The sequence below is a fragment of the Georgenia sp. Z1491 genome (assembly GCF_057652395.1).
Window position 1 is genome coordinate 2614079 of sequence record NZ_CM172729.1, and the last position, 15634, is coordinate 2629712.

Sequence of the window (15634 nt, forward strand, 5' to 3'; positions counted from 1 at the left end):
GTCCGCCGGCTCGACGACTCCGCGCCACTAGTACGGGTTGGCGACGAAAAGGTCCTGGGCGGGAAACTTGGTGAGGACCTCGATCCCGTAGTCCGTCACCACCACCTCCTCCTCGATGCGAGCGGCCGACGTGCCGTCCGAGGCCGGGCAGTAGGTCTCCATGGCGAACACCATGCCAGGTCGGATCTCCACCGGGTCCTTCATCGAGTTGAGCCTGGAGATGATCGGGCGCTCGTGCAGACCGAGGCCCAGGCCGTGCGCGAACTGCAGACCGAACGCCGCGAGCTCGTTCTCGAACCCGAAGTCCTCCGCCTTGGGCAGGACCGCCGCCACCTCGTCGCTCCCGACCCCGGGCCGGATCGAGTCGAGCGCCGTGTCCATCCATTCGCGGGCCTTCTTGTACGCGTCCTTCTGGCTCTCGGTCGCCCAACCCACGCCGAAGGTGCGGTAGTAGCAGGTCCGGTAGCCGTTGTAGGAGTGGATGATGTCGAAGAACGCCTGGTCGCCCGGCCGGATGATGCGGTCGGTGAAGTTGTGCGGGTGCGGGTTGCACCGCTCCCCCGAGATCGCGTTGACGGCCTCGACCTGGTCGCTGCCGTACTCGTAGAGCCGGGCGTTGGCCAGCGCCACGATCTCGTTCTCCCGGACGCCGGGCCGCAGCGCGTCCACGATGTCCTGGTAGACGCCGTCGACCATCGCCGCGGCCTGATTGAGCAGCATGATCTCGTCCTGGTTCTTGATCACGCGCGCATCGAGCATCGACTGCTGGGCGTCGGCCACACGGATGCCCTGCCGCTCGAGCTCGAACAGGAACGGCGGCTCGACGATGTCCAGCCCGAGCGGGGCGTCGGCGACACCCGCCTCCGTGAGGATCGACCTGATCTCGGAGACCGCGTCCCGCATGAGGCCGCCGCCCTCGGGGTCGACCGCACCGCGGAAGCCGAGGAACCCGGGCCGGTGATGCTCGTCCGGCATCCAGTCGCTGTACAGCTTGTGATGCCGCACGGCCGAGCCGAAGTCCCAGAGAATCGGTTCGCGATCCCGCAGGATCAGCGCGTACCTGATCATCTTGTCCCCGAGCGCCCCGCCGATCCACGTCTGGGTCGTGTACCGGATGTTGTAGAAGTCGAAGAGCAGGAACGCGCCGCACTCGCTCGCCTCCAGAGCCGCCTTGGCACGCCCGAGCCGGTACTTCCGCAACCGGTCCATGTCGACCCGATGCTCGTAGTCCACCGCCATCTGGCCGGGAGCGGGCAGGTCGCGGGCGCCGTGGGGCCGGGCGGACGGACGTGCGAACAGCTTTCCTCGTGCGGGCGGGTGGCTGTGCACCCCGCTCATCACTCGGCCTCGAGGCCGTCGCTGACGTCGGCCTCCTCGGACTGGATGTCCAGCCCCGAGCCACCGGCCACGGTGAGGACGAGCGAGGCGAAGTCCTGCTCGACGTTCCCGTTGCCCACCTCCTGCGCCACGAGGTCGCGGGTCAGGCCGGCGACCGGCATCACCACCCCGAGCTCCCGGCCCGCGGCCAGGCCCAGGTCGAAGTCCTTCTGGAGCAGCACGTTCGTGAAGGTGGGCGTGAAATCCAGGTTGACCAGCGCCGGCGTCTTGTAGCGGGAGAACACCGAGCCCATCACCGAGTCGTTGAGGAAGGACAGGAAGTCCGCCCGGCTGACTCCCGACTTCTCCGCGAGCACGGTGATCTCGGCCATCGACTGGATGACGACGCCGAGGAAGACGTTGTGGGCGATCTTGACGATGCGCGCCGCATCACCCTCGCCGACATAGGTGACGGAACGGCCCCACGAGGCCAGCAGCGGCTCGACCTCGTCGAACGCGGCACGCGAGCCGGAGGCGGCCACGCTGAGCTTGCCGGAGGCGATGACCGCCGGGTTGCCGGAGACAGGAGTCGCGAGGAACTGGCCGCCACGCTCCTCCACCGCCGCGCGGACCGGCGCGCTGGCCTCGACGGACACCGTCGACGAGTCGCAGACCAGCCGGGGCGCGCGCTCCGGGTCGGTGAGCAGGCCGTCCTCACCCTGCATGACCTGGCCGAGGTCCTTGTCCGCGGCCACCATGCTGAAGACGACGTCACGCCCGGCGAGGTCGACCGGTCGGTCGACGACGGTCGCCCCGAACTCGGTCAGCGGCTCGGCCTTGGAGCGGGTGCGGTTGTAGACGGCGACGTCGTACCCGGCCGCCAGGAGTCGCTTGACAAGCTGGAACCCCATGCGTCCGGCGCCGATCCAGCCGACGGTGGGCTTCGAGTCACTCACGGTGGTTCTCCTTCGTAGACCTGGCTGAGGGCGTCGTTGCCCCTTCAGCAATCGATTGCAATTCTCGTTGGGTCACAGGGCAAAGTCAAGTGGTGGGCGAGTCTCTCTGGCCGTGTCTCTCTACACGCCGGCGGGCGCCGCGGCGACCACGTGGAACTCGAAGCGCAGGCGGGGGTCGGTGGCCAACCGGGTCACCTCGACGGTGGTGCTGGTCGGGACGTGCCCGCCGAACCACTCTCCCTGGTGCTTGTTCACCACGTCCTGGTCCGCGTCCACGTCGGTGAAGAAGCGCATGATGTTGACGACGTCGTGCCGGCCGCACCCGGCTGCTCTCAGGGCGAGGTCCAGGTGGTCGAACGCGTTGGTCACCTGCCCCTTCGCATCCATCGGCATGCTGTCGAACACCTCGGCGACGTGCGGATGGTCGTGGTAGACGGGAGCTCCGGTGACCCCGCTGATGAAGACGAGGCGTGCGCCGTCGACGGCGCGGATCGCCGGGACGAACGGGCTGACGATCGTCTCGTCGTAGCCCTCGTGGTGGATCACCTCGGCATTGCCGGTGCGACGGGGGGCGGGTACCTCGGTCATGCTGCTCTACCTCCTGGTGGGGCCGCCGCGGCGGTGGTGGGTGCTCGGTCTCGGGTGATGCTCGAGGCACGCAGGTCCGCGCGAGCGGCGATGCTCTCCGGCGGGGTGCGAACTGTGCTAGGCGGTTCGCAAACGTTTGCGATATCAGCCTACGAGCGGTGTCATGACGTGTCAACGGACGCAGCTCGCCGTGCTCGTGGGGGCGCCTGCAGCGGGCCGGCGCCCCCACACGGCTCACACGAGCAGCGCCAGCGGGCTCTCGATCGCCCTGCGGAACTCCTGCATCCACCGCGCCCCGAGCGCGCCGTCCACGGCCCGGTGGTCGGCCGAGAGCGTGCAGCGCATGACCGTACCGACGACGACCTGACCGTCCTCGACCACGGGCTGCTCCAGCGCCGCACCGACGGCGAGGATCCCGGCGTGCGGCGGGTTGAGGATGGCGCTGAACTCTCGCGTGCCGAACATCCCGAGGTTCGACACCGTGAAGCTGCCGCCCTCGATCTCGTCCTGCTTGAGGCGTCCGGCCCGGGCTCGCCCGGCGAGCTCGGACACCGAGGTGGCGAGTGCGCTGATCGGCATCTGCTCGACCCCGCGCACGACCGGCGTGACCAGCCCGCCGTCGGTGGCGACGGCGACCGCGACGTCGACGCCCCGGTACCGGTGGATGACGTCCCCGCCCCAGGTCACGTTGACGTCCGGCACGGCCGCCATCGCCGCGGCGACCGCCTTGAGCACGAAGTCGTTGACCGAGACCTTGACGCCCTGCGACTCGTTGACCTGGCGGCGCAGGGCGAGCAGGGCGTCGACCCGGCACTCCTCGGTGACGTAGAAGTGCGGCACCGTGGACTTGGACTCGGTCAGGCGCCGGGCGATGGCGCGGCGCATGCCGCTCACCGGGACGTCCTCGACGGCGTCGGAGGTCACCCCGGCGACAGCCGCCCCGGCACCCGCTCCGGCAGCGGCCGGGGTCGTTTCCTCACGGGGCGCCGGCGACGCGGCGGCGAGCTGTGCGGCCTGCGCCTCGACGTCCCGCCGCGTGATCCGCCCGCCAGGTCCCGACCCGGTCAGCCGAGCAGGGTCGATACCACGCTCCCGCGCCATCTTGCGGGCGATCGGGCTGATGAAGATCCGCCCGCCGGGACGGGCATCCCTCTCGGCGAGCGGGGCGGATGGCTCGGGGGGCGCGCCCGCAGGTGCCTCCCGCAGGTCGCGCGCGGCATCGGCACCGTCGGCGCCGCTCGCCCGGCGCGCGGGTGTCGGCGTCTCGTCGTCGAGCCGCTCGCCGTCGGGCTGTTCGCCGTCGCCACGCGCACGATCACCACCCTGCGCCTCGCCGTCGCCCGGCGGCACGTCGACGAGCTCGGAGAGCTCGTAGGCCTCACCGGCCTCGGCGAGCAGGATCGCGATCGGCTCGCCGACCTGGACCGTGTCCCCCTCGGCGGCGAGAAGCCTGCCGATGACGCCCGCGTCCTCGGACTCGAAGTCGACGAGGGCCTTCTCGGTCTCGATCTCGGCGAGAACGGTTCCCTGGACGACCTCGTCGCCCTCGGCGACCTGCCAGCCGGCCACGATGCCCTCGGTCATGCTGGCGAGAACTCCCGGCATCCTGATGACGGTCGCCATCTCAACCACCGAATCCGTCGACGACGCGCCTGAGACCCGCGACGACCTCTTCCGTGCCTGCGATCGCCGCTCGCTCGAGGACCTTCGAGATCGACGGCGACGCCTCGGCGCCGGTCACGCGCGCCACGGGCTGGTCGAGGTGGTCGAAGTAGCGCCGCTGGATCTCGTCCGCGAGCCAGCCGCCGTAGGACGTCCCGACCGCTCCCTGCTCGACGACGAGGACGGCGTTGGTCTTCCTGATCGACCGCCCGATCGTCTCCCAGTCGATGCTCGCCCGGTCCAGCCAGCGCAGGTCGATGACCTCGGCGTCGACACCGACCTCGTCGACCGCCTCCAGCGCCTTCGCGACCATGCTGAGGTAGCTGATCACCGTCACGTCGTCGCCCTCGCGGCGGACGGCCGCGCTGCCCACGGGGATCTGGTAGTCGAGGTCGCTCACCGGGATCTCTCCCTGGGTGCCGTAGAGGTCGACGTGCTCGAGGACGAGGACCGGGTCGTCGAGCGCGAGCGCGGTGTTCATCAGACCCACGTAGTCGAACGGGGTCGAGGGCGCCACGATGCGCCAGCCCGGACTGGTCGCGAAGATGCCGGCGGGGTCCATCGAGTGCTGGGACCCGTAGCCGGTCCCGGCGGCAGCCTTCGTGCGCAGCACGAGCGGGACCGGGTTGTCGCCGCCGAACATGTGCCGGGCCTTGGCGATCTGGTTGAAGACCTGGTCGGCGGCCACCCAGAGGAAGTCGGGGTACATGAACTCGACGACGGGGACGAAGCGCCCGTCGAGCGCGATCCCGCCGCCGAGGCCGGCAAAGGCGTTCTCGCTGATCGGCGTCCCGAGGACGCGCCCGGGGTAGGCGGCGGCGAGTCCCTTCGTCGCACCGTTGGTGCCGCCGCCGAGGTTGTGGACGTCCTCGCCGAGGATGACGATGCGCTCGTCGGTTCCCATCCTCCGGTCCATCACGCGGGCGACCGCCTCGATGAACTTTCCCCGGCTCAGGTCCCCGCCGAAGGTCTCCTGCTCCTCGGTCCGCGCGCCCTCGACCTCGCTGAGGTCGCCGCGCACACCGACGTCGACGAAGTCGGTGCTCGGCCACAGGTCGGGTCGGATGCGGCGGGTGCCCGGCTTTCCGTCGGGGTCGGCCTCGAGGAGCTCGGCGACGACGTCGGTCATCGCCTCGGTCGCCTGACGCCGCACCGCCTGGACCGCCTCGTCGTCGACGAGATCGAGCGTCCGCATCTCGGTGGCCACGCGCTCCAGGGGGTCGCGGGCACGCCAGCCGGCCTCCTCCTTCTTGGTGCGGTACCCGAACGCGCTGCCCGGGTACGGGCCGTTCTGGTGGAAGAACCTGTAGACCTCGGCCTCGACGACCGTGGGCCCGTTGCCGGCGCGCATGTGCTCGAGCGCGGCCTGCGTCGCGAGGTGGACGGCGAGCGGGTCCATCCCGTCGACCCGCCACGAGGGGATGCCGAAGCCCGGGCCGCGGCCCGAGAGCCGCGGCTCGGCGGTCGCCTCGGCCACGGTCGTGGAGACGGCGTAGAGGTTGTTCTCCACGAAGAAGCACAGCGGGACGTCCCAGGCGCCCGTGAGGTTCATCGACTCGAGCACCGAGCCGATGTTCACGGCGCCGTCCCCGAAGTAGGAGATCGTCACGTCGTCGGTTCCGGCGTGGCGCTGGGCCCATGCGTTGCCGGCGGCGAGCGGGACGCCGCCGCCGACGATCGCGTTGGTGCCCAGTGCGCCGGCCTCGTGCCACTGCAGGTGCATCGACCCGCCCCGGCCGCGGCAGAACCCCTGGGCGAGCCCGAGGATCTCGGCGAGCGTGCGGCGCAGGACGGTCCGGATCTCGTCGTCGACGAGACTCTCCAGGTTGAGTCCGTCCGGCGCCACGTGGCCGATGGCCTTGGCCAGGAACTGGTGGTGGCCGCGGTGGGAGCCGTTGACGCCGTCGGAGGATCGCAGCCCGACCACGGACCCGACGGCGCCCCCCTCCTGGCCGATGCTCGAGTGTGCGGGGCCGTGGACGAGCCCCTCGCCGGCGAGCTCGAGGACGGTCTCCTCGAACGCCCGGATGAGGTGCATCTGGCCGAGCATCGTGGCCAGCAGGCCGGGGTCGGCGGCGCGCCAGTCCTCTTCGGTGGTGGACAGCTCGACCCAGGAGACCTCGGGCTCGAGCGGGACAAGTCGGGGCATCGGAGCGTTCTCCCTCGAACGGCGGTCAGGCAAGACGACGTGCTCTAGACCTTGACCAGATTACGTGAGCATTGGATACGATGACAAGACCAAGGCCGCGTAATCACCGTGAATGACCACGGTGATCGAGCGCCAATGTATACATTACGAAGGAGTCGGTCATGGCAGGACTTCCCGGACTCGTCGGTACCGAGCACATCGGCTTCACGGTCCCCGACCTCGAGGAGGCCGAGCGGTTCTTCGTGGACGTCATCGGCTGCGAGCGGATCTACTCGCTCGGTCCGTACCAGCACGACGACGACTGGATGACCGAGCACCTGGGCGTCGACGCGCGCGCAGTGATGCGCGAGCTGCGCTTCTACCGGTGCCGGACCGGCCCCAACTTCGAGATCTTCCAGTACGAGACGCCGGGCGCGCAGGCGCCCCAGCCCCGCAACAGCGACATCGGCGGGCACCACCTGGCGTTCTACGTCGAGGACCTCGACGCCGGGGTCGAGCACCTGCGCGCCCATGGCATCCGCGTGCTCGGCGAGCCCACCGCGAGCACCAGCCACAGCACGGGCCAGCGATGGGTCTACTTCCTCAGCCCGTGGGGCATGCAGCTCGAGCTCGTCAGCTTCCCGAACGGGAAGGCCTACGAGAAGACGGCGCCCACGAAGCTGTGGCACCCGGCCGACCCGACCGCGTAGGCCCGGGATGACCGTCAGGGACAGGACCGCCTCCGCCCGCATCGTCGCCGGTCTGCGCGAGCGCATCCTCGCCGGCGAGCTGAGGCCCGGGGACCGCGTCCGGCAGGAGGAGGTGGCGGAGGACTTCGGCGCGAGCCGGCTGCCGGTGCGGGACGCCCTGCGCCACCTCGAGGCGGAGGGACTGGTCCGGCTGGTCGCGAGCTCGGGCGCCTGGGTCGCGAGCCTGAGCCTGCAGGAGTGCACGGACGCGTACCTCATCCGCGAGCAGGTGGAGCCGCTGCTCATCGAGCAGTCGCTCCCCCACCTGGACGCAGAGGCGATCGACCGGCTCGACGAGCTGGCCGACGAGATGGAGGGCGCCGACCTGCAGACGTTCCTGAAGCTCGACCGGGAGTTCCACCTGCTCAGCTTCAGCGCGGCGCGCCCGGGCATGGTCATCGACCTCGTCCACCGGCTGTGGAACACGACCCAGCACTACCGGCGCGCCTACGCCCTGCTCGTGGGTGACTCACGCGACCGGACCACCACGGCGGAGCACCGGCTGCTCGTCGACGCCGCCCGACGCCGAAGCGTCACCGACGCGCAGGCGGTGCAGCGGATGCACGTCCGCCGCACCCGACTGGCGCTGGCGGAGCATCCCGAGCTGTTCGACGCCGACTGAGACCGGGGAGCCGGAGCCGGCGCGGCACACACTCATCGCGCCTGCGCCGAAGCGTCGTGAACGACCTGCCCGCCGATCACCGTGAGGTCCGCTCGGATGGCCGGGAGCTCGCTCGCGTCGACCTCCAGGTAGTCCTGATCCAGGACCGCGACGTCCGCCAGGAATCCCGGCTGCAGCCGTCCTCTGCTCCCCTCCTCGAAGGAGAACCAGGCCGACTGGGTGGTGAGCAGGGCGAGCGCCTCGTGGCGGTCGAGCACCACGGACTCGTCCCAGATCTGGGTGCCGGACAGCGAGCGACCGGTCGTGAGCCACTGCAGCGTGGCGAACGGGTTGTAGGTCGCGACGCGCATGCCGTCCGAGCCCGCAGCGATGCGGACGCCCGCGGCCTGGAGCGCGCGGACGTCCGGGGCGGCCCGGACGGCGTCCGCGCCCCACAGCTCGGCGATGTGCTCCCCCTCCATGCGCAGGATGGCCTCGCAGATGACACCGGCACTCATCGAGGCAAGGACCTCGGCGTGCTCGGCCGTGACCGACTCGCCGTGCACGATCGTCCAGCGCAGGTCGCTCAGCGGGATGTCCGCGTGGATGCGGCGCCACATGTCGACGACGACGTCGGTGGTCTCGGGCCGGAAGAGGTGCATCTGCACGGTCCAGCCGCGCTCGGCGCACGACCGCAGGATCGCCTCGATGCGGTCGCGGTGCTCCTGCGCGAGGTCCGGGAGGCGGTCGACGCCGTCGTGCATCGGCCACATCATGATCTCGCCGACGCCGAGCACCGAGAGCCGCTCATCGCCCTGCCGGGGGTGCACGAACCGGGTGATGCCGTCGAGGTCCTCCTCCTCCCGACCCGGCCCGCTGGAGTGCACGGTCAGGCGCACGCGCGGCACGAGCTCGCCGCGGCGCCAGGTCTCGAACAGGGGCCGGTAGACGTCGGGGCCCGTGTTGGCGCCGCCGCCGTCGATGAGGCCGACCACCCCGAACGTGGCGAGCTCGCGGCCGGCCGCGGCGGTCGAGGCCACCTGCTCCTCGAGGCTCGGCACGGGGAGCTGGGCGTAGAGCCACCTGAGCGCGGTCATGGTGCGGACGAGACCCGTCGGGGTCCCGGCGTCGTCGGTCTCCACGGTGGCGGGGTCGATGCCCTCGTCGATCGCACGGGCCAGGGGGACGCGGGCCAGGGCCGCGCTGTTGAGCATCCCGTACGAGTAGAGGTGCTGGATCATCACCGGGTGCTCGGGCGCGGCCTCGTCGAGCTCGTCACGGGTGGGGTGGCGCCGTTCGCTGAACTGCGCGGGGTCCCAGCCGCCGATGACCATGATCCAGGTGCCCGCCGGGGTGCTGCGAGCCCGCTCGGCGATGAGCGCAAGCCCCTCGGCGAGGCTGGTCACCGTGCCCCAGCGCACCTCGTCGTTCCAGGTGAAGCCGGCGCGGGCGAAGTGCACGTGGGTGTCGATGAGGCCCGGCACGACCCGGCGGCCGGCCAGGTCGACGATCCGGGTGTCCGGGCCGGTCCATCCGTCGATCTCGTCCGCGGTCCCGACGGCGGCGATGCGGTCACCGACGATCGCGAGCGCCTCGGCCTCGGCCGGGACGCCGGTGCCGTCCTCAGCCATCGTCGTGACGAGCCCACCCGTGAGGACCAGGTCGGCAACTGTGCGTGACATCTGTCGATCTCCTTGTGCGGTGCGCGGATACGTCGTTGGTGGACAGGCGGTGGGTGTCGGGCTCCGATACTGCGCCCGGCGTCTGGCACGGACTCAGCTGGACGGAGCGGATGCGACGATGGCGGCGTCCCGCATCGCCACGGCCTCGTCGAGGTCGCGCGCGCGGGCGACCTCCTCGGCGAAGTGGCACGCCGAGATCTGGCTGGTCCCGGGCACGGGCCGCGGCTCGGGCCGCTCTTCGCGGCACCGGTCCACGGCGAGCGGGCACCGCGGGTTGAACGGGCATCCGGCCGGGGTGTGCAGGGCGTCGGACGGCTCGCGCGCGGTGCCGGCGCTCGGCCGCCAACCGCCCTTGGCGGCGTTGGCCTTCGGGTTCGCGGTCAGTGTCGAGTCGAGCAGCAGCCGGGTGTACGGGTGCGCCGCGCGGGCGTAGACCTCGTCGGTCTCACCGACCTCGACGAGGCGGCCGAGGTACATGACGCCGACAGAGGTCGAGACGTGCTTGACGACCGTGAGGTCGTGAGCGATGAAGAGCATCGCGACGTCGGTCTCCCGCTGCAGGTCCATGAGCAGGTTGATGACCTGGCTCTGGGTGCTGACGTCGAGAGCGCTGACCGCCTCGTCGCAGATGACGAGCCGCGGCTGGATGATGAGGGCGCGCGCGATCGCGACCCGCTGGCACTGCCCGCCGGAGAGCTCGTTCGGCACGCGGTCGAGGTGGTGCTCGGACAGCCCGACGTGCTCCAGCGCCTCGACCACCGCTGCCTCGACCGCCTGGGCATCGGTGCTCACGTGCCGTCGGGCGACCTGGCTCAGGCTCTCGCGGACCGTCTGGCGGGGATTGAGCGAGGAGGTCGGGTCCTGGAAGATCACCTGGACGTCGCTGCGGTACTTCAGCGGCGTGCGGCGCCCGAAGCTCGAGATGTCGGTGCCGTCGAAGCGGATGGCACCGGACGCCCGGTCGACGAGCCGAAGGACGGCCCGCCCGGTGGTCGACTTGCCCGAGCCGGACTCCCCCACGAGGCCGAAGATCTCGCCGGCCCCGATGGTGAAGCTGACGTCGCGCACGGCGTGCAGGGTGCGGCGTCGGCCGATCCCTTCCCCCGGGAGCCGGAAGGTGATGCTGAGGTCCTCGACCTCGAGCAGCTGGTCAGCGCTCATGGGCAGGTCCCTCCAGGACGAGCTCGTCGACGCGGATGCATCGGGCATTGTCGGTCATCGGTATCCGGCCCACCGCGCAGTCCGGCGTCGCGAACTCGCACCGGGGGTGGAAGCGGCAGCCGGTGGGCCAGTCCCACGCGGGCGGGACGGTTCCGGGGATCGTGGGGAGCCGGTCCTGGGTCTCGGTGCCCTCGGCGGGCAGGGCGTTGAGCAGGGCCTCGGTGTACGGGTGACGCGGCCGGCTGAAGAGCTCGGCGGTGGTGCGCCGTTCGACGATCTGGCCGGCGTACATGACCGCGACGCGGTCGCACGTGCTGGCCACGACACCCATGTCGTGCGTGATGAGCAGGACCGACATGTCCAGCCGGTCGCGCAGGTCCACCAGGAGGTCGAGCACCTGGGCCTGCAGGGTGACGTCGAGCGCCGTCGTGGGCTCGTCCGCGATGAGCAGCTCGGGATCGCTCGCCAGCGCCGCGGCGATGCCGACGCGCTGGGCCATGCCTCCGGAGAACTGGTGCGGGTAGGCCTTGAGCCGCCCCGTCGCGTTGGGGACGCCGACGAGGGAGAGCAGCTCGCGCGCCCGGGCCTCGGCGGCCCGGGCCGAGACCTTCTGGTGCGCCCGCACCGCGTCGACGAGCTGGGCGCCCACGGTGTGGGTCGGTGACAGGCTGGAGATGGGGTTCTGGAACACCATCGCGATGCGCGCACCGCGGATCGCCCGCATGCGCTGTGCCGGCAGACCGACGAGCTCCTCCTCCTCGAGCATGATCGAGCCCGCCGTCACCTTGAGCTCCGGCGGCAGGAGGCCGGCGATCGCCTTACCGGTGACCGACTTGCCCGAGCCCGACTCACCGACGAGGCCGTAGATCTCGCCACGGTTGATCCCCAGCCCGATCGAGGAGACGAGCTCGATACCCTCCGACCCGCGCGGGGCCCGCACGGTCAGCCCCTCGAGGGTGAGCAGGTCACCCTTCTCCGAGTCCGCGAGCGGGATGAACTCGGTCCGTTCCGCACCGACGGAGGCCGTCTCGTCGTCCTCGTCGTCGTAGGCGTCCTCCAGCGGGTCCGGGGCCCCCGCCGGGGCGGGCACGACGTCGATGCCGCCTCGCACCCTGCGCACGGACAGCCGGTCGCCCAGCGCGTCGCCGGTGAGGTTGAACAGCAGGATCACCACGGTGATCGCGATGCCCGGGACGATCGCGAGGAGCGGGTGGTTGTAGAGCTCGCCGCGGGCCTCGTCAAGCATGAGACCCCAGCTGACCTGGTCCGGGCTCGCCCCGACGCCGATGAAGCTGAGCATCGACTCGATGAGCAGCGCGACGCCGAGCAGCACGGACCCCTGCACGATGAGCGGGCCGGCGATGTTGGGCAGGAGGTTCCGTACGACGACGTACCACGGGAGTCCCGTGACCCGCGCCGCGTCCATGTAGAGCATCTCCTTCTGCGAGAGGACCATCGCCCGGGTCACCCGGTAGCAGCTGTCGATGAAGACGATGCCCACGGCGGTCATCGCGTTGGTCAGTCCGGCGCCGAACACGGCGATGAAGGCCAGCGCGAAGAGCAGTGCCGGCACGGACTGCATGACGTCGGCGACGCGGGTGCCGATGCGGTCCCACCACCCGCCCCAGTAGGTGAACGCGATGCCGAGGCTGACGCCGACGCTCATCGCGATGGCGACGGCCTGGACGGAGGCGAGCATCGCGGTCTGTGCACCGCCCAGCAGCCGGGAGAAGACGTCACGCCCCAGCTGGTCGGTGCCGAGCAGGTGATCCGCGCTGGGCGGGGCGAGGCCGGGCCCCACGTTGAGCCGGGACGGATCGTACGGCGCCAACCACTGGGCCGTCACCGCCACGACGGTGATCAGCCCGAGGCCGACGAGGCAGGCCCACAGGAGGACGGAGCTACGGCTTTTCACGAGTGACGCACCTCACGCTCAGCTCGCCCGGATCCTGGGGTCGATCCCGCGGTAGACGATGTCCACCACCAGGTTCAGGAGCAGGACGAAGACGACGATGATCAGGACTCCTGCCTGCAGCAGGAACGGGTCGGAGCGCTGGACCGCCCGGGTGAGCTCGGTGCCCAGGCCCGGCTGCGAGAACACGCTCTCGACGACGAGGGTGCCGCCGACGATGATCGGCACCTGGATCCCGATGGTGGCGACGACGGGGACCATCGAGTTCTTGAAGATGTAGCGGTTGACGATCCGGTTCTCGCTGATCCCTCGCGAGCGCAGTGCGGTGACGAACTGGCTGTTCGACATGTCGCGCACCGCGCCGCGAGTCTGACGCGCGATGACCGCTGCGGGATTGAGGCCGAGCGCGATGCCGGGCAGGATCAACGAGCGCGCCCACTCCACCGGGTCCTCGGTGATCTCGGTGTACCCGGAGACCGGCAGCCATCCCAGCTGGACGCCGAGGAGGATGGCCAGCAGCAGGCCGACCCAGAAGTTCGGGACGGCGATCCACAGGGCGTTGATCACCGAGATGACGCGGTCCGCCCACGACCCGGCCCGCAGCCCGGCGATCGTGCCCAGCCCCAGGCCGAGGACGACGGCGCAGGCGATGCCGGCGATCGACAGGGAGATGGTGACGCCGACGCTGTCACCGATGAGCTCGGCGACCGGCCAGTTGGCGTACACCGAGTCTCCGAAGTCGCCCTGGACGGCATTCCACAGCCAGCTCCCGTACTGGACCGGCCAGGAGCGGTCGAGCCCGAGCTCGGCGCGGACCTCGGCGACCTGCGCGTCGGTCGCGCCGTCGCCCAGCAGCACGCGCGCCGGGTCGACCGGCATGAGCTTGGCGAGGACGAAGACGAAGATCGAGGCGGCGATCAGCACCGGGATCATCAGCGCGAGCCGGTTGAGGATCATCTTCAGCATGCGTGGTCACCCGTCCGACAGGCCGTGCGGACCGCCCCGCCCGTCCCCGCGACCCGGAGGCGCGACGAGGACGGCGGGACGGCCGGCACGGCAGGATGGTCGATCGTCGAGGGCATGGGTCAGCCGCTGATCTCGACGTCCATGTAGTTGAAGGTGTCGATCCGACCGGGGATGGCCTCGAGACCCGAGACAGCCTCGGGGTCGGAGATCCAGATGCCCGTGAGGTAGAACTGGCCGCAGTCGTAAGCTTCCTCGAGCGCGATCCGCGAGAACTCCTGGTAGGACTCCTCGGCGCTCTCCTCGTCCTCGGCGGCCGCGCCCTCCTGGACCGCGGCGAGCAGCTCCGGGTACTCCACGCCGTGGGCGTTGCGGCCCGACTCCGGCGCGTAGCGCGTGAGGTAGTAGGCGTAGGGACCGTGGGCGGCCAGGTTGCTGAAGAGGATCATGGGCGCCTCGCCGTTGTTGTACGTCGAGATGAACTCACCGAACGGCATGACGTCGAGGTTGACCGTGATGCCGATCTCCTCCATCTGGGAGGCGAACACCTGATAGATCGGCTGGTACTCGTCCGGGGTCGGGAGCGTGAACTCGACGTCCGGGTTTCCCGCCTCCTCGAGGAGTGCGATCGCGGCGTCGACGTCGTAGGGGTAGAGGTTGTCCACATCGGGGTTGAACCCCGAGGTGCCCTCCCGGAAGATCTGGCTCGCGGTCTCGCCGTGCCCGGAGTAGTGCGCGTCGAGGAACTGCTGCGAGTTGATGCCGTGGCAGACGGCCTGCCGGACGTTGACGTCGCTGAACACGCCCTCGACGTCGGACAGCATCGCCGCCCACTGGACCTTGGGGTAGACGACGACGTCCATGCCCTCGGCCTCGGCCTGGTCGATCTGGCCACCCTCGCCGTAGATGACGTTGGCCCGGCCGGTCTGCAGTGCGTTGAAGCGCTGCTCGGGCTCCGTCATCTCCAGGTAGGTGACGCTGCTGGGGCCGACCTCGTCGGCGTTGTAGTAGTCGGGGAACGCATCGACGACGATCTCGGAGCCGATCCGGGACTCGTCGGCGTTGTACTGGAACGCGGCGGAGCCGATGGGCTCGCGGAAGCTGCCCTCCTCGATCGTCGCCGGGGCGACGATCGAGCCGGGCCAGTCGGCAAGTGTCTCGAGGATGCCTCCGGTCGGCTCGGACAGCTCGAGGCGGACGGTCGTCTCGTCGACCGCGACGATCTCGGTGACGTTGGCGAACACGGCCTGGGAGTTGTGCGGCGTGTCCCGGATGCGCTCGATGTTCTGCACGACCGCATCGGCGTCGATCGGCGTGCCGTCGTGGAAGACCGCGTCGTCCCGCAGCACGAACTCGATGTGCTCCGGCGTCTGCTCCCACTCCGTGGCGAGCATCGGCTCGAAGCCGCTGCCGTCGGCGTTCCAGGCGATGAGCGTGTCGAAGACCATGGACATGTATGCCGGGTTGGCCTGCTGGAGCGGGTCCCAGTTGTCCAGCGGCTCGGGCCCGGCGATGACCAGCGCGCCGCCCTCCTCGCCGTCCCCTCCGCCGCCCTCCGCGGAGTCCCCGCCGCCGCAGGCGGCGAGCACCACGAGCGCGGCCGTCGCGGCGGCACCCGTGGCTGCACGGGCAGTTCTCTTTGACTGAGCCATCTTCTTCACCATTTCCCGCCGGAAGATCGGCGAACCAAGGTCGGTCGACACTGACAACACCTCAGGCGCTCACGTGACCTCCTGCGTCACGCGCCGTTCCTGCCCCTCGTCGACGAGGTCGGACGACACGATTGTCGCGAGGAATACAAACGATTGCGCTACGTGGCAGCCTCCTCCGTTCGGCGTGTTCTGTCAAGCACCGCACGGACTTGATGAACATTCTCGGGAAGGAGATCCACAGGACACCGCGATGCATGGTGCGA

12 protein-coding genes are annotated in these 15634 nt (G+C 70.3%); 2 read left to right on the plus strand and 10 right to left on the minus strand.

The genetic code is table 11. The features are described from left to right. Window positions 1–27: 27 nt before the first annotated feature. The 5 genes from AC24HA_RS12060 to AC24HA_RS12080 form a co-directional block, all read right to left on the minus strand. Entirely contained in the window at window positions 28–1239 is a 1212-nt protein-coding gene (locus tag AC24HA_RS12060; RefSeq protein ID WP_463648690.1) for a M24 family metallopeptidase, read from the minus strand. Between the two features lie 98 nt (window positions 1240–1337). Further along, complete coding sequence (locus AC24HA_RS12065; protein ID WP_425708615.1) at window positions 1338–2273, minus strand: NAD(P)-dependent oxidoreductase; 936 nt, start codon at window positions 2271–2273, stop codon at window positions 1338–1340. Window positions 2274–2393: 120 nt separating this feature from the next. Then, window positions 2394–2861, minus strand: a complete 468-nt coding sequence (locus AC24HA_RS12070) for a RidA family protein (RefSeq protein WP_425708616.1) — start codon at window positions 2859–2861, stop codon at window positions 2394–2396. A 234-nt stretch (window positions 2862–3095) separates the two neighbouring features. Then, window positions 3096–4445, minus strand: coding sequence for a dihydrolipoamide acetyltransferase family protein (locus AC24HA_RS12075; RefSeq protein WP_487563513.1), 1350 nt, complete (start codon window positions 4443–4445; stop codon window positions 3096–3098). Between the two features lie 40 nt (window positions 4446–4485). Further along, window positions 4486–6672 carry an alpha-ketoacid dehydrogenase subunit alpha/beta gene (locus AC24HA_RS12080; protein ID WP_425708618.1) on the minus strand — a complete coding sequence of 729 codons (2187 nt, stop codon included), beginning with the start codon at window positions 6670–6672 and terminating at the stop codon, window positions 4486–4488. Window positions 6673–6833: 161 nt separating this feature from the next. Between AC24HA_RS12080 and AC24HA_RS12085 the strand changes: the two genes are divergently transcribed. Both AC24HA_RS12085 and AC24HA_RS12090 read left to right on the plus strand, forming a co-directional pair. Continuing rightward, the gene (locus tag AC24HA_RS12085; RefSeq protein WP_425708619.1) at window positions 6834–7361 is read left to right on the plus strand and encodes a VOC family protein; all 528 of its coding nucleotides are present in this window, start codon (window positions 6834–6836) and stop codon (window positions 7359–7361) included. Window positions 7362–7368: 7 nt separating this feature from the next. Continuing rightward, window positions 7369–8022 (plus strand): GntR family transcriptional regulator, encoded by a 654-nt coding sequence (locus AC24HA_RS12090; protein WP_425708620.1) that lies wholly within the window; start codon window positions 7369–7371, stop codon window positions 8020–8022. A gap of 32 nt (window positions 8023–8054) precedes the next feature. Here the strand turns inward: AC24HA_RS12090 and AC24HA_RS12095 are convergent, their stop codons facing one another. The 5 genes from AC24HA_RS12095 to AC24HA_RS12115 all read right to left on the minus strand — a co-directional run bounded on the left by AC24HA_RS12095 (window position 8055) and on the right by AC24HA_RS12115 (window position 15371). After that, window positions 8055–9683, minus strand: coding sequence for an amidohydrolase (locus AC24HA_RS12095; RefSeq protein ID WP_425708621.1), 1629 nt, complete (start codon window positions 9681–9683; stop codon window positions 8055–8057). 93 nt (window positions 9684–9776) lie between these two features. After that, window positions 9777–10844, minus strand: coding sequence for an ABC transporter ATP-binding protein (locus AC24HA_RS12100; RefSeq protein ID WP_425708622.1), 1068 nt, complete (start codon window positions 10842–10844; stop codon window positions 9777–9779). Next, on the minus strand, window positions 10834–12759 hold the full coding sequence (locus AC24HA_RS12105) for a dipeptide/oligopeptide/nickel ABC transporter permease/ATP-binding protein (protein WP_425708623.1): 1926 nt from the start codon (window positions 12757–12759) through the stop codon (window positions 10834–10836). Before AC24HA_RS12105 ends, AC24HA_RS12100 begins: the two co-directional genes overlap by 11 nt. An 18-nt stretch (window positions 12760–12777) precedes the next feature. Beyond that, the gene (locus tag AC24HA_RS12110) at window positions 12778–13722 is read right to left on the minus strand and encodes an ABC transporter permease (protein ID WP_425708624.1); all 945 of its coding nucleotides are present in this window, start codon (window positions 13720–13722) and stop codon (window positions 12778–12780) included. Window positions 13723–13841: 119 nt separating this feature from the next. Beyond that, window positions 13842–15371 carry an ABC transporter substrate-binding protein gene (locus AC24HA_RS12115; protein ID WP_425708625.1) on the minus strand — a complete coding sequence of 510 codons (1530 nt, stop codon included), beginning with the start codon at window positions 15369–15371 and terminating at the stop codon, window positions 13842–13844. Window positions 15372–15634: the final 263 nt, after the last annotated feature.